Source organism: Pseudomonas frederiksbergensis (genome assembly GCF_003732275.1).
In the GTDB taxonomy this organism is placed as follows: domain Bacteria; phylum Pseudomonadota; class Gammaproteobacteria; order Pseudomonadales; family Pseudomonadaceae; genus Aquipseudomonas; species Aquipseudomonas frederiksbergensis_H.
The window spans coordinates 101616-115394 of sequence record NZ_MOBM01000002.1; the positions used below are offsets into that span (position 1 = coordinate 101616).

Here is a 13779-nt window from a genome sequence, read left to right on the forward strand (position 1 = left end):
CTCGCTCCCACATTTGTCCGGTGTCGAACACAAAATCTGTGTAGGAAGAAGATCCACTGTGGGAGCGAGCCTGCTCGCGATGAACGATAACGCGGTATCAGGTAATCGGCGCCGGGTTGAACAAGGTGATGTCGTTATGCAGCTTATGCTGCTCCGCCCACGTCTGTTTCTTGCCGCTGGCCACGTCCAGGTAGTAGTGGAACAACTCCCAGCCAAGCTCTTCAATCGACGCTCGCCCGGTGGCAATCCGCCCGGCATCGATGTCGATCAGGTCCGGCCAGCGCTGCGCCAGTTCTGTGCGGGTCGACACCTTCACCACCGGTGCCATCGCCAACCCATAAGGCGTACCCCGCCCGGTGGTGAACACATGCAGGTTCATCCCCGCCGCCAACTGCAACGTCCCGCAGACAAAATCACTGGCCGGGGTCGCGCAGAAAATCAGCCCTTTGCGTTTGAAGCGCTCGCCAGGGCCGAGCACCCCATTGATCGCGCTGCTACCGGATTTGACGATAGAGCCCAGGGACTTCTCGACAATATTCGACAACCCGCCCTTCTTGTTCCCCGGCGTGGTGTTGGCGCTGCGATCCGCTTCGCCCTTGGCCAGGTAACGGTCGTACCAGTCCATTTCCCGCACCAGCTCCTGAGCCACTTCCTCGGTTTCGGCGCGGGACGTCAGCAGGTAAATCGCATCACGCACTTCGGTGACTTCGGAAAACATCACCGTCGCCCCCGCCCGCAACAACAGGTCCGAGGCATAACCGAGCGCCGGGTTGGCAGTGATGCCAGAGAACGCATCGCTGCCGCCGCACTGCATGCCGAGGATCAGCTCGGACGCCGGCACGGTTTCCCGACGACGCAGATCGAGCTTCTTCAAACGAGTCTCGGCCAGCGCCATGATCTGCTCGATCATCTCGGTGAAACCGTGGCTGGAATCCTGCAAGCGGTACAACCACGGATCGCTCAAATCCACCGAGCTATCGTTCTCGTGCATCACCTGCCCGGCCTGCAATTTCTCGCAGCCCAGGCTGATCACCAGCGCTTCGCCCCCCAGGTTCGGGTTGCGCGCCAGATTGCGCACAGTGCGGATCGGGATGTACGCGTCGGTGGCGGTGATCGCCACACCGCAGCCGTAACTGTGGGTCAACGCCACCACGTCATCAACGTTCGGGTACTTGGGCAGCAACTCGTCCTTGATGCGCTTCACCGCGTGATCCAGCACCCCGGTGACGCATTGCACAGTGGTGGTGATGCCGAGAATGTTGCGCGTGCCGACGGTGCCGTCGGCGTTGCGATACCCCTCGAAGGTGAAGCCTTCCAGCGGTGCCTGCGCGGCCGGCACTTCGGTGGACAGCGGCAAGCTGTCCAGCGGTGGCGCGGTCGGCATGCGCAGTTGATCTTCCTTGACCCAGCTGCCGCGAGGAATCGGCTGCAACGCGTAGCCGATCGTCTGGCCGTAACGAATCACCTGACCGCCCTCTGGAATGTCCTCGAGAGTGACCTTGTGGCTCTGCGGCACGAAATCCACGGTGACCAGGCCATCGGGGAATTCAGTGCCGGCCGGCACGCCCTGATCGTTGACCACGATCACCACATTGTCCCGCTCGTGCAGGCGGATGTAGCGCGGCGAGTCGGAATGTTCAATCAACTGCATGACGCCGCTCCTCAGGAATGCGCTTCAGATAACTTATTGTTGGTTTCAGGACCGCTGACTGGCGGCTCTTTGAGCACCACACGTTTGATCGGGCCAACAATCACCAGATAGCTGAACACCGCCACCAGCGCGTTGCAACCGACGAACACCAGCGCCCATTTGAACGAGCCGGTGGAGCTGATGATGTAACCGATGACGATCGGCGTGGTGATCGACGCGATGTTGCCGAAGGTGTTGAACAGGCCACCGCTGAGACCGGCGATCTGTTTCGGCGAGGTGTCGGACACCACGGCCCAGCCCAACGCACCGACGCCTTTGCCGAAGAATGCCAGGGCCATGAAGCCGACGACCATCCATTCCACGTCCACATAGTTGCAAGCCACGATGCTACTGGAAACCAGCAGGCCGGCGATGATCGGCGCCTTGCGGGCGAACGTCAGCGAGTGGCCCTTGCGCAGCAGGTAATCGGAAATCACCCCGCCAAGCACGCCACCGATAAACCCGCAGATCGCCGGCAGCGAGGCAATGAAACCGGCCTTGAGGATGGTCATGCCGCGTTCCTGCACCAGGTACACCGGGAACCAGGTCAGGAAGAAGTAAGTGATGCCGTTGATGCAGTACTGGCCCAGATACACGCCGAGCATCATGCGGTTGGTGAGCAGTTGGCGGATGTAGTCCCACTTCGGACCGTCGCCCTTTTTGCCTTTGCCTTTGTCCGAGTCCATGTCGACCATGCCGCCGTTGTCGGCGATGTGCTTGAACTCGGCGTCGTTGATCATCGGGTGTTGGCGCGGGCTGTGGATAACCTTCAGCCAGATCCCCGAGAAGATGATGCCGATCACGCCCATGACGATGAACACGTGCTGCCAACCGAAGCTGTAGACGATCCAGCCCATCAGCGGTGCGAACAACACGGTGGCAAAGTATTGCGCCGAGTTGAAGATCGCAGACGCTGTACCGCGTTCAGCGGTCGGGAACCAGGCCGCCACGATGCGTGCGTTGCCGGGGAAGGATGGCGCTTCGGCCAGGCCCACCAAAAAGCGCAGCATGAACAGCGCAACCACCGCCGTGGACATGCCGAACTCACCGACATAGCCTTGCAGCACGGTGAACAGCGACCAGGTGAAGATGCTCAGCGCATAGACTTTTTTCGAACCGAAACGGTCCAGCAGCCAGCCACCGGGAATTTGCCCGGCCACATAGGCCCAACCGAATGCGGAGAAGATATAACCGAGAGTGACCGCGTCAATGCCGAGGTCTTTTTGCAGGCTGGAGCCGGCGATTGCGATGGTGGCCCGGTCGGCGTAGTTGATCGTGGTCACCAGAAACAGCATGAGCAGGATCAAATAGCGGACGTGAGTCGGCTTGGTCGATTGCATTGTAGATGTACTCCCACTGATTATTTTTATGCGCGGGTGAAGCTGTTTTTGTCCGTGCGTAGGAGCTGCCGAAGGCTGCGATCTTTTGATCTTTAGCGTCCTTGAGGGCACCAAAATCAAGATCAAAAGATCGCAGCCTTCGGCAGCTCCTACGTCGGTTTGCGGTATTGGCGCTACCGGGGTGGCGCGCCGATACAGCGGTGTTTCGCGTCAGGAGCCGATGTAGCTGGTCTTCACGACCGTGTAAAACTCCTGCGCATAGCGACCTTGCTCACGTGATCCATAGGATGAACCTTTACGCCCACCAAACGGAACGTGGTAATCCACACCGGCGGTCGGCAGGTTGACCATCACCATCCCGGCCTGGGAGTGGCGCTTAAAGTGGTTGGCATACTTCAGAGACGTGGTAGCGATGCCCGCCGACAGGCCGAACTCGGTGTCATTGGCCATGGCCAGCGCCGCCTCGTAATCGGCGACGCGAACGATATTGGCCACCGGGCCGAAGATCTCTTCGCGGCTGATGCGCATCGCCGCTTCGCTGTCGGCAAACAGCGTTGGGGCAAGGAAATAGCCTTCGGTGTCGCACGTCACCAGACCACCGCCGCTGACCAGACGCGCACCTTCGGACTGGCCGATGTCGATGTACTTCATGTCTTGTTCAAGCTGAGCCTGCGAGACGACCGGACCGATATCAGTGCCGGTTTTCAGCGCGTGGCCAACCTTGATCGACTTCATGCGCTCGGCCATGGCTTCGACGAATTTGTCGTGAATCCCGGCAGTGACGATGAAGCGGCTCGACGCGGTGCAACGCTGGCCGGTGGAATAGAACGCGCTCTGTACCGACAGCTCGACCGCTTGCTTGAGGTCGGCGTCGTCGAGAATGATCTGCGGGTTCTTGCCGCCCATTTCCAGTTGAACCTTGGCCTGGCGCGACACGCAGCTGACAGCGATCTGACGACCCACACCCACGGAACCGGTGAAGCTGATGCCGTCGACTTTCGGGCTCTGCACCAGCGCATCGCCAACCACGCGACCGCTGCCCATCACCAGGTTGAACACACCGGCCGGGAAGCCTGCGCGGGAGATGATTTCCGCCAGCGCCCAAGCACATCCCGGCACCAGATCAGCAGGTTTCAGGACGACGCAGTTGCCGTAGGCCAGGGCCGGAGCGATTTTCCACGCCGGGATCGCGATCGGGAAGTTCCACGGGGTGATCAGGCCGACCACACCGAGGGCTTCGCGAGTGACTTCGACGTTCACGCCCGGACGCACCGACGGCAAATAGTCGCCGGACAGGCGCAGGCATTCACCGGCGAAGAACTTGAAGATATTACCGGCGCGGGTCACTTCGCCGATGGCTTCGGGCAGGGTCTTGCCCTCTTCCCGGGCCAGCAAAGTGCCGAGCTCTTCGCGACGAGCGAGGATTTCAGTACCGACTTTATCCAGGGAATCGTGACGTGCCTGAATGCCCGAAGTGGACCAGGCCGGGAACGCGGCGCGAGCGGCGTCGATGGCGGCGTGGACCTGAGCCAGATCAGCCTTGGCATAGTCGCCGATGGTATCGGTCAGCTCGGACGGGTTGATGTTGGCGCAGTAATCACTACCCGCCACCCATTCGCCGTTGATGTAGTTATCGAAACGCTTTGCATTCGTCACGGGATGTTCTCCTCACGCAAAAGGCCGCTGAATACTCAGCGGCCTTGTTTAATCGGATGTGTTACTGCGCACCTTGCTTGTCGATCAGCGCGGCGAGCATTTCGTACTCTTCACCCGTCAGATCGGTCAGCGGCGCCCGCACAGGGCCTGCGTCGAAGCCTGCGATTTTTGCCCCGGCCTTGACGATGCTCACGGCGTAACCGGCCTTGCGGTTACGGATGTCCAGGTACGGCAGGAAGAAGTCGTCGATGATCTTGCCGACGGTGGCGTGATCTTCGCGAGCAATGGCGTGGTAGAAATCCATCGCGGTTTTCGGGATGAAGTTGAACACCGCCGACGAGTAGACCGGTACGCCCAAAGCCTTGTAGGCCGCGGCGTAAACTTCAGCGGTCGGCAAACCGCCCAGGTAGCTGAAACGATCACCGAGGCGGCGACGGATCGACACCATCAACTCGATATCGCCCAGGCCATCCTTGTAACCGATCAGGTTCGGGCAGCGCTCGGCCAGACGTTCCAGCAAAGGCGCGGTCAGGCGGCAGACGTTGCGGTTGTAAACCACCACGCCGATTTTTACCGATTTGCACACGGCTTCAACGTGGGCGGCAACACCGTCCTGGCTGGCTTCGGTCAGGTAGTGCGGCAGCAGCAACAGGCCTTTGGCGCCCAGACGCTCGGCTTCCTGAGCGTATTCGATGGCTTGACGAGTCGAGCCGCCGACACCGGCCAGGATCGGCACGCTGGTCGCGCAGGTGTCGACAGCAGTCTTGATGATTTCCGAATATTCGCTGGCCGCCAGAGAGAAGAACTCACCGGTGCCGCCCGCGGCGAACAATGCCGAGGCGCCGTATGGGGCCAGCCATTCGAGACGTTTGATGTAGCCCGCGCGATGGAAATCGCCCTGAGCATTGAAGTCGGTGACCGGGAATGACAGCAGGCCGGAAGAGAGGATGGACTTCAGTTCTTGTGGATTCATTATTCGAACACCCTGGGTAGCAACGTTGTGTGAGAAAACGGTTCAGCCTTCGCCGAAGTTGTAGGTCATCGTACAACTTAAAATACAACCGTCAACTGCATTTCATCGCGAGCCGCAAAATTAGCGTCGGAAAAAGTAATTCCTTGACGTAGGAAAGTTCTCATCTATGATCCAGATGGCTGTATATACATACAGTTAAATTTGATTCTACCTACGACATATCAAGGAGCTAGAAATGTCAGGTCTACACGCACAATCGAAGGAAAATACCCGACAGGTCATTGCCGATCTGGATGATCTTTTTACTGAGCACGGCATCGCCCTTTCTGGCGATGTCGACACGCTTAAACTCACCGCCGGCAGCCATCACGGCCTCAAACATCAGCGCCAGAGCCTGCTGTCGACGCCATCAAAAAATGCGCTGAAAGGCGCGCCCCAGTTGAGGTTTGAGGGTGCAGAACATACCGCGATCGGCGACAGCACCCTGCTGCGCTTCGTCAAGGATGCGCCTGCGCTGCCGGCCTCGCAGGTGGAGTTGCACCTGCCCAATGGCCTGGCATTGACCTATGGAAAAGTGATTGCGCTGGGAGGGGATTTCTATGGAATTCCCGATCAACCGATCTGCGAAGGCGCAACAGCCGCGGACCGAATCCAGCGCTTTACCAACGCCTTCAACTCCCTGGCGGTACTGCCGGCCTCAAACGCCGAGGCGAAGTTGATTCTCGGCGTCATGCAGAAGGAAATCGCCGCCATCAATCAAGCGATCAGGGACGGTAGACAACCTCACGAAGCTTATGACGCCTTGGGTGATACGTTGTCGGAAGAGTGGAACAAGATCACCGGCGGCGGCAGCTTCGTCTCGGCGCTGTTCCCTTTGGGGCGTTATCTGAAGCTGGCCGCCAACAATGCTGACCACTTTGCCGAATGGGCGTTACTGGCCTACATCGCCGGGCACACGGCAGCGCTGCAACAAGCAGTGCTGGCCCACAACAGCGGTGATGAAAAGCAGTTGGAGCTGGCCTATGCGATGAACGCTTTTGCCGATCACTACCTGACCGACCTGTATTCCGCCGGCCACCTGCGAGTACCGCGCAAACAATTGGCGGCGGTGGTCACGCCCAGTGATCTCGGTTCGTTGATTACCCGCTTCATGCACGATGAAGACAGCAAGTTCGGCCTCAACGTGAGCAATGACAACGGTGATCGCTGGCACGCCTACGGTGACAAGCGCTACTTCGACGCCATCGACAGCGCCAATCGCGCCCAGGTGAATCAAGCGGTTCAGGTGTCTGCGGATGAAGTGTTCGCGGCGTACCTCGGTGGCATCGCCCCGTCGCCCGGCAGCTTTGCTGCGTTGAAAAGGCTGCCTGACCTGCAAGCGGTACTGAACCCGGCAGGCAATTTCTCGCCACTGTTCAAGGTTGACGGCAACAAGGTGTTGCGGCGCAAGGACGTCAACAACCTCAACGACACCGCCACCGTCGACGACTGGTGGGGCTGGAGTACTTATCTGCTGCTCAAGGACTACCAACCAACCGGCGTGCTGAATTCAGCGGCCAATGCCTGATAAGGAGATCACTGATGACTATCAAACTGAAACTGGAACTGGCTTCGGGCCAATCGATGAAAGGTGCGCCGCTGGAGTTGCTGTCCAAAGGCTTGCCAATTGCCCGGGCGGTCGTGGATGAGCGCGGGAACGTGGCGTTCAACACAAGGCCTGGGGCCATTGAGCTGGCAGTGAGGGTGGACCGTTCGATTTTGAGGACTGACTGAGGCAGTGGCGAGACGAGGCCCGGCTCTATCGTGAGGGTGCGAGCGCCACGGCCTCTGAAATGATTGGTCAAAATCGCGCCCAGCACGTCATGAATGCGCCACGTACAGTGTGACCGCTGCCATGAATGGATCGTGGCAGACTTCGCACGGAGAGCGATCATCATGACTTTTTCTATCCCGGTTCTTCCCCGGTTCTCGCCTCACGAGCCCGACAAAGCAATCATAAAACTGTCGAACGTGGGTGATTTCTTGATAGTCCGCGTCCCGGATCCGAACGATATTCCGCCAAATTGGGATGTCTATCCAATCCTTGGGGCGGATACGGAAGAACCAGATTGGGAGGGCCTCGCAGAGCCCACCGGTGTCTGGGATGACGCCAGCGACGACATGGTAAAACGGATGGGAATTGAACTGCTGATACCGAAAGCAGAGCTGGAAAAGTACCAGAACACAGAAATCGAATTGCGTTACAAATTCGCGGATGAGTCCAGTCTGGAGCCGTGTTCGGAGCCCCTGAGACTGTACGTCGAAGCCTGACTCCTTTTCGCGTCTGACCGTTTACCGGTCAGGCGCGTTTTAGTGTTGATCGTTCATCGATAAGACGTGATCAGCGTTGCGCTTGCGCCTCTTCATGCGCCTGGCGCAACCGTTCACGGCTATTCGTCAGGTGCAACCGCATCGCCGCCCGCGCCGCATCGGAATCCTGGCGGGCGATCGCATCATAAATCTCTTCGTGCTCGCGACTCAGTCGACTCATGTAGTGCTGCTGATCATCATGGGCCAGGCGCGCGGAGTTCAGGCGCGTGCGCGGAATAATGCTGGTGCCCAGGTGAGTCATGATGTCGGTGAAGTAGCGGTTACCGGTGGCCAGGGCAATTTGCAGGTGGAACTGGAAGTCCGAAGCCACCGCATCGCTGGCGTGGGAGGCGCTTTCATTCAGCGCGTCCAGCGCCGCTCGCATCAACGCCAACTGCTCAGCGCTGCGACGTTGCGCGGCAAGGCCCGCGGATTCCACTTCCAGGCTGATGCGCAATTCCAGAATCGCCAGCACATCACGCAAGGTCACCACGGTGGCCGGGTCGATACGGAAACCGCTCGGGCTCGGGGTATCGAGCACGAAGGTGCCGATGCCGTGACGGGTTTCAACTTGCCCGGCGGCCTGCAAACGGGAAATCGCTTCGCGCACCACGGTGCGGCTCACACCATGGGCATCCATGATCGCCGACTCGGTGGGCAATTTGTCGCCACGTTTGAGGTGACCGTCGCGGATCTGCTCGGACAGCACCGTCACCAGTTCCTGAGCGAGGCTGCGGCGCTTGCGAGGGAGGCGAGGTGCGTCGATCGGGTTTTCCATGGTGAACGTCTTTTCTCGAAAGTTACGGCTGAAACCGCATCATAGCTCAACGTGGTTGTACGATCACCGTCGGCACACATTCCCCTGTGGGAGCTGCCGAAGGCTGCGATCTTTTGATTTTGTTTTTTAGATCAAGATCAAAAGATCGCAGCCTTCGGCAGCTCCTACAGGGGGACGGTGTCAGGCGGTCACGGTTTGGTCCACTAGATGGCCATTCTCGATGCGCACATGCCGTGGGTGGAAACGCTTCAGGCTGCTGCGATGCCCGACGCTGACGATGCTCAAGCCTGGCAATTCATCGATCAATGCCTGATACAGCGACGCTTCATCCTCTTCATCCATCGCCGAAGTGGCTTCGTCCATGTACAGCCATTGCGGCGCATAAAGCAGCGCACGGGCGAAGGCCAGACGTTGCTGCTCGCCCGGCGAGAGCATGCGCTGCCAGTGATTGGCTTCATCCAGACGCGAAACCAGGTGCGGCAAGCGGCAGGCTTCCAGCACGTGGACGTAGCGCTCGTGCGGGTAGGTGTCGCCGGGTTGTGGATAACTCAGCGCCTCACGCAGGGTGCCAATCGGCAGATACGGTTTTTGCGGCAGGAACAGGTAACGCCCCGTCGGCAAGCGGATGCTGCCGTGGCCCGCCGGCCAAAGGTGGCCCATCGCCCGCAGCAAGGTAGATTTGCCGCTGCCGGAACGACCGCTGAGCATGACTCGCTCGCCCTCCTCCACGGTCATGTCGGCATTGGTCAGCAGATGACGACCGTCAGCGAGGTCAAGGCCGAGGTTATGAACCTTCAACGCCGAGCCTTGACTCAGCACGTCGATGGCCGGTGCGCGCTCTTCGTTATCGGTCATGGCCTGGCGGAAACTCAGCAGACGATCACACGTGGCACGCCACTCGGCGAGGTCCTGGTACGCGCTGATGAACCAACTGAAGTTCTCCTGCACGTTGCCGAACGCGGAGTTGATTTGCATCAGCTCACCGAGTTCGATCTTGCCGGCAAAGTAACGCGGAGCGGCGACCATGAACGGGAAGATGATCGCGATCTGGCCGTAACCGGAAGTGAAAAAGGTCAGGCGTTTGGACACTTTCATAATGTCCCAGAAGTTATGCCAGACCATGCCGAAGCGGCTGCTCAGACGGCGGTTCTCATTAGGTTCGCCGTTGTACAGCGCAATGCTTTCGGCATTCTCGCGAACCCGCACCATGGAGAAACGCAAGTCGGCTTCGAAACGTTGCTGGTTGTTGTTGAGGCCGATCAAGCGACGACCGATCACATGCGTCAACCAGCTGCCGACGACGGCATAAACCAGCGCGCACCAGAACATGTAGCTGGGGATCGTGAAGCCAAGCACTTCGATGCTACCCGACACGCCCCACAAAATGATCGAGAACGACACCAGGCTGACGACGTTACGGATCAAACCAAGGCCCAGGCCCAAGGTGTTGGTGGTGAACTTGTTGAGGTCTTCGGAAATCCGCTGGTCCGGGTTATCGGTGTAACCGCCCTGCTCCAGCTGGTAGTAGTTCTTGTTATCGAGCCAGCGGGCGAAGTGCTTCTCGGTGAGCCACGCTCGCCAACGAATGGTCAGCATCTGAGTCAGGTAGAGCCGATACACCGCGCCGAGAATCGCCACGGCGGCGATGCCGCAGAAGTACAGGATCAACTGCCAAAACGCCGCTTCGTCTTTCTTCTGCAGGGCGTTGTAGAAATCCTTGTACCAACTGTTGATCCACACCGAAATCGCCACGCTGAACAATGACAGCGCGATCACCGCGATCAGCAACGTCCAGGCCTTGCCCTTCTCTTCGCTGCGCCAGTAAGGCGTGGTTATCGCCCAGACTTTACGAAAAAACTGCCCGCGCACAGCATCGTTGACCGCGGAATATTCAGCGTTCTGATTCATGGATAAGGCTCGATAAAGAAAAGAACACACACGAGCCGATCATAAATGATCGACTCGGCTTGTAACGAGGTGTGACAACAATTGTTCAGCGCCGGTTCAGCGACGGACCGGGCGCTTCTGCAGTTTGCGCTGCAGCGTGCGGCGGTGCATGCCCAAGGCGCGAGCCGTAGCGGAGATGTTGCCTTCGTGCTCGGTCAATACGCGCTGGATGTGCTCCCACTGGAGACGGTCCACGGACATCGGGTTTTCCGGCACCAGCGTGTCGAGGTCGGCGTGCTCGGAGAGTAACGCGGCCAGCACGTCATCGGCGTCCGCCGGCTTGCACAGGTAATTGCAGGCGCCGCGCTTGATCGCCTCGACGGCGGTGGCAATGCTCGAATAACCGGTGAGGATCACCACGCGCATTTCCGGGTCGAGTTCGAGCAGTTTCGGCAGCAATACCAGGCCCGAGTCGCCGTCCATTTTCAGATCAAGGGCGGCGTAATCCGGGATGTCGGCTTGGGCGATGGTCAGGCCTTCTTCGGCGGAACCTGCTGTGCTGACACGAAAACCACGGCGGGCCATGGCGCGGGCCATCACGCGGGTGAAAGTTGCGTCGTCGTCTACCAGCAGCAAATGCGGCAGTTCTTCGCCTTCGACTTGGATCTCGTCACTCATGTTCGTCTCCTCGGGCGACACGGGGCAGGCGCAGCTCGGTAAGCGTGCCACCTTCCTCATGACTGTAGAGTTTCACTGAGCCGCCGGCGCGTGTCACGCTGGCCTTGCTCAAAAACAGGCCCAGGCCGAAACCTTTGCCCTTGGTGGTAAAAAACGGTTTGCCAATCTGCTCGGCAATGGCCAGAGGCACACCGGCGCCATGGTCGCGAATGCTGATGGTCAAGTCCTCGGCATTCCAGTCCAGGGTCACTTGCAAGCCTTCGGGGCACGCATCGGCGGCGTTGTTCAGCAAATTCAGCAGGGCCTGGGTCAGGTCCGGCGGTGGCGCCATGCGCGGCACGGTCCCCTGGCCCAGGCGCTGAAAGCGGTAGCTGGCTTCCGGGCGCATCAGGTGCCAGCGGTTCAGGGCTTCGTCGAGCCAATCGGTGACATCCTGCATCTCCACCGCCAGGCGACGATTGGCTTCCGCCGCTCGAACCAACTGCTGCAAGGTCTCTTTGCAGAGTTTGACCTGATCCTGCAGCACGCTCAAATCGTCCTGCAACAGCGGGTCGGGATGGTCTTGGCGCATTTCCTTGAGCAACACGCTCATGGTCGCCAGCGGCGTGCCCAGTTCATGGGCGGCGCCGGCAGCCTGGGTCGCGACAGCCAGCAATTGCTGATCGCGCAGGCCTTCTTCGCGACGAATGGCGCGCAATTCTTCCTGACGACGCAGTTCTTCGGCCATGCGGGCGGCGAAGAACGTGATCACCGCTGCCGCCAGGGCGAAGCTCAGCCACATCCCGTAGATCTGCAGGTTCTCCCGGGCGATCGGGAACGTTTCCAGCGGGTAGAACCGCGCCAGCAGCAACGTATAAAGCGCCAGGGCGATACCCGACAGAATCACCGAATAGCGCCACGGCAGCGTCACGGCAGCGATAGTCAGCGGCACCAGGTAATAAGAGACGAACGGATTGGTCGAACCGCCAGAGAAGTACAGCAAGGCACTGTGGATAAACAGGTCGCAGGCCAGTTGCACGGCGTATTCGAGCTCGGTCACCGGCCACGACGTGCGCAGGCGAATCGCGGTCAGTGCGCAGAGCACCATGGAAAAACCGAGGGTGATCGCCAATTGCAGCCAGGGCAACGGCAGCAGGTCGAACCAGTAGGCCAGGCCTACGGAACCGGCCTGAGCGGCCAGCACCAACGTGCGGATGAACGTGAGCCGCCAGAGGTTCTGGCGAGTGGCGGAAGTGATTTGAACGGGGGCGAGCATGAGCTCTCCTGATGAGCGCTCCAGGCGGATCGCACGGAGTATAACCAAGCACAGGGGCTGGCAGGCAAAAGTGCGGCAAACGGCCACAGTTACTGCACGTGAATTTACCTTCAGCAATGAGTTTCCCTGTGGCGAGGGAGCTTGCTCCCGCTGGACTGCGAAGCAGGCCCCAACCATGCGACCGGGTGAAACTGACAAACCGTGCATACCGATCTTGCGACTGCTTCGCAGCCGAGCGGGAGCAAGCTCCCTCGCCACAAAAGCCCTGGCATCACTTGAGACTGTATAGAAGTTGTAACTGTGCGAACCGGACCATTGAAGCTAGAGTCTGATGGTTTCACGCAGGTTCGGACCTCAACCCCTGCGCACCGTCCAAGGAGCTTTTCATGCACACATTGCGCCGCAGCGCCGCCCTTCTTGCCTTAAGCGTTGGCACCGTCGCCAGCCTCCCGGCCCTGGCCGTCGACGAACTGCATTACAACCAGATCTCCCTGCGCGCCGAAGTCAGCCAGGAAGTGGCCCGCGACCTGATGATCGTGACCCTCTACACCGAAGAGCAAAACACCGACCCGGCCAAACTCGCCGCCGACGTCAGCACCGCCATGAACAAAGCACTGGCCCAGGCTAAAGAAGTCAAAGACATCACCCTGCGCCAGGGCAGCCGCAACAGCTATCCGATCTACGACACCAAAGGCCAGAAAATCACCGGCTGGCGTGAACGCGCCGAACTGCGCCTGGAAAGCTCGGACTTCGCCGCCCTGTCCAAACTCACCGGCGAACTGCTCACCGACCTGAAAATGGGCGGCATGGACTTCGCCATCGCCACCCCAACCCGCAAGGCCAGCGAAGACGCCCTGCTCAAAGAAGCCGTGACCGCCTTCAAGTCCCGCGCCCAACTGGCCACCGACGCCCTGGGTGGCAAGAGCTACAAAATCGTCAACCTGAACCTCAACAGCAACGGTTATCCACAACCGTACATGCGCGGTCCGATGATGATGAAAGCGGCCGGCATGGACTCCGCGCCAGTGACCCCCGAGGTTGAAGCGGGCACCAGCCAGGTCAGCATGACGGCGGATGGGGCGATTGAAGTGTTGATGCCTTGATTCGATAGCCCGGACACGAAAACGGCGATCACCGAAGTGATCGCCGTTTTTTATTGCCCGTCGTAGGCCA

The 13779-nt window shown here is 59.5% G+C and carries 12 protein-coding genes; 4 read left to right on the forward strand and 8 right to left on the reverse strand.

Annotated elements, in window-relative coordinates; genetic code table 11:
* Nucleotides 1-97 precede the first annotated feature (97 nt).
* The 4 genes from garD to kdgD all read right to left on the reverse strand — a co-directional run bounded on the left by garD (nucleotide 98) and on the right by kdgD (nucleotide 5659).
* Complete coding sequence (gene garD / locus BK662_RS00840) at nucleotides 98-1651, reverse strand: galactarate dehydratase (RefSeq protein ID WP_038978949.1); 1554 nt, start codon at nucleotides 1649-1651, stop codon at nucleotides 98-100.
* 11 nt (nucleotides 1652-1662) lie between these two features.
* Nucleotides 1663-3030 (reverse strand): MFS transporter, encoded by a 1368-nt coding sequence (locus BK662_RS00845; RefSeq protein WP_123355908.1) that lies wholly within the window; start codon nucleotides 3028-3030, stop codon nucleotides 1663-1665.
* A gap of 210 nt (nucleotides 3031-3240) precedes the next feature.
* The gene (locus BK662_RS00850; RefSeq protein ID WP_123355910.1) at nucleotides 3241-4686 is read right to left on the reverse strand and encodes an aldehyde dehydrogenase family protein; all 1446 of its coding nucleotides are present in this window, start codon (nucleotides 4684-4686) and stop codon (nucleotides 3241-3243) included.
* Nucleotides 4687-4747: 61 nt separating this feature from the next.
* Entirely contained in the window at nucleotides 4748-5659 is a 912-nt protein-coding gene (gene kdgD, locus BK662_RS00855; RefSeq protein WP_123355912.1) for a 5-dehydro-4-deoxyglucarate dehydratase, read from the reverse strand.
* A 235-nt stretch (nucleotides 5660-5894) separates the two neighbouring features.
* On the opposite strand from kdgD, the gene BK662_RS00860 reads away from it, so the two are divergent.
* The 3 genes from BK662_RS00860 (at nucleotide 5895) to BK662_RS00870 (ending at nucleotide 7969) form a co-directional block, all read left to right on the forward strand.
* Nucleotides 5895-7226, forward strand: coding sequence for a phospholipase (locus BK662_RS00860; RefSeq protein WP_123355914.1), 1332 nt, complete (start codon nucleotides 5895-5897; stop codon nucleotides 7224-7226).
* Nucleotides 7227-7240: 14 nt separating this feature from the next.
* Nucleotides 7241-7432 (forward strand): hypothetical protein, encoded by a 192-nt coding sequence (locus tag BK662_RS00865; protein ID WP_123355916.1) that lies wholly within the window; start codon nucleotides 7241-7243, stop codon nucleotides 7430-7432.
* Between the two features lie 162 nt (nucleotides 7433-7594).
* Nucleotides 7595-7969 carry a hypothetical protein gene (locus tag BK662_RS00870; protein ID WP_123356106.1) on the forward strand — a complete coding sequence of 125 codons (375 nt, stop codon included), beginning with the start codon at nucleotides 7595-7597 and terminating at the stop codon, nucleotides 7967-7969.
* A gap of 70 nt (nucleotides 7970-8039) precedes the next feature.
* On the opposite strand, the gene BK662_RS00875 is transcribed toward BK662_RS00870, so the two are convergent.
* The 4 genes from BK662_RS00875 to BK662_RS00890 all read right to left on the reverse strand — a co-directional run bounded on the left by BK662_RS00875 (nucleotide 8040) and on the right by BK662_RS00890 (nucleotide 12606).
* Entirely contained in the window at nucleotides 8040-8786 is a 747-nt protein-coding gene (locus BK662_RS00875; RefSeq protein ID WP_052965770.1) for a FadR/GntR family transcriptional regulator, read from the reverse strand.
* Nucleotides 8787-8966: 180 nt separating this feature from the next.
* Nucleotides 8967-10694 (reverse strand): ABC transporter ATP-binding protein/permease, encoded by a 1728-nt coding sequence (locus BK662_RS00880; RefSeq protein ID WP_123355917.1) that lies wholly within the window; start codon nucleotides 10692-10694, stop codon nucleotides 8967-8969.
* A gap of 96 nt (nucleotides 10695-10790) precedes the next feature.
* Nucleotides 10791-11351 carry a response regulator transcription factor gene (locus tag BK662_RS00885; RefSeq protein WP_007901386.1) on the reverse strand — a complete coding sequence of 187 codons (561 nt, stop codon included), beginning with the start codon at nucleotides 11349-11351 and terminating at the stop codon, nucleotides 10791-10793.
* Nucleotides 11344-12606 (reverse strand): ATP-binding protein, encoded by a 1263-nt coding sequence (locus tag BK662_RS00890; RefSeq protein ID WP_007901384.1) that lies wholly within the window; start codon nucleotides 12604-12606, stop codon nucleotides 11344-11346. Before BK662_RS00890 ends, BK662_RS00885 begins: the two co-directional genes overlap by 8 nt.
* Nucleotides 12607-12992: 386 nt before the next feature.
* On the opposite strand from BK662_RS00890, the gene BK662_RS00895 reads away from it, so the two are divergent.
* Nucleotides 12993-13709 (forward strand): SIMPL domain-containing protein, encoded by a 717-nt coding sequence (locus BK662_RS00895; RefSeq protein WP_123355919.1) that lies wholly within the window; start codon nucleotides 12993-12995, stop codon nucleotides 13707-13709.
* Nucleotides 13710-13779: the final 70 nt, after the last annotated feature.

What these genes read in the sequence shown, in the direction of transcription:
- garD (WP_038978949.1), bottom strand. Translation starts at nt 1,651, where the DNA reads ATGCAGTTGATTGAACATTCCGACTCGCCGCGCTACATCCGCCTGCAC.
- BK662_RS00845 (WP_123355908.1), bottom strand. Translation starts at nt 3,030, where the DNA reads ATGCAATCGACCAAGCCGACTCACGTCCGCTATTTGATCCTGCTCATG.
- kdgD (WP_123355912.1), bottom strand. Translation starts at nt 5,659, where the DNA reads ATGAATCCACAAGAACTGAAGTCCATCCTCTCTTCCGGCCTGCTGTCA.
- BK662_RS00860 (WP_123355914.1), top strand. Translation starts at nt 5,895, where the DNA reads ATGTCAGGTCTACACGCACAATCGAAGGAAAATACCCGACAGGTCATT.
- BK662_RS00865 (WP_123355916.1), top strand. Translation starts at nt 7,241, where the DNA reads ATGACTATCAAACTGAAACTGGAACTGGCTTCGGGCCAATCGATGAAA.
- BK662_RS00870 (WP_123356106.1), top strand. Translation starts at nt 7,595, where the DNA reads ATGACTTTTTCTATCCCGGTTCTTCCCCGGTTCTCGCCTCACGAGCCC.
- BK662_RS00875 (WP_052965770.1), bottom strand. Translation starts at nt 8,786, where the DNA reads ATGGAAAACCCGATCGACGCACCTCGCCTCCCTCGCAAGCGCCGCAGC.
- BK662_RS00880 (WP_123355917.1), bottom strand. Translation starts at nt 10,694, where the DNA reads ATGAATCAGAACGCTGAATATTCCGCGGTCAACGATGCTGTGCGCGGG.
- BK662_RS00885 (WP_007901386.1), bottom strand. Translation starts at nt 11,351, where the DNA reads ATGAGTGACGAGATCCAAGTCGAAGGCGAAGAACTGCCGCATTTGCTG.
- BK662_RS00890 (WP_007901384.1), bottom strand. Translation starts at nt 12,606, where the DNA reads ATGCTCGCCCCCGTTCAAATCACTTCCGCCACTCGCCAGAACCTCTGG.
- BK662_RS00895 (WP_123355919.1), top strand. Translation starts at nt 12,993, where the DNA reads ATGCACACATTGCGCCGCAGCGCCGCCCTTCTTGCCTTAAGCGTTGGC.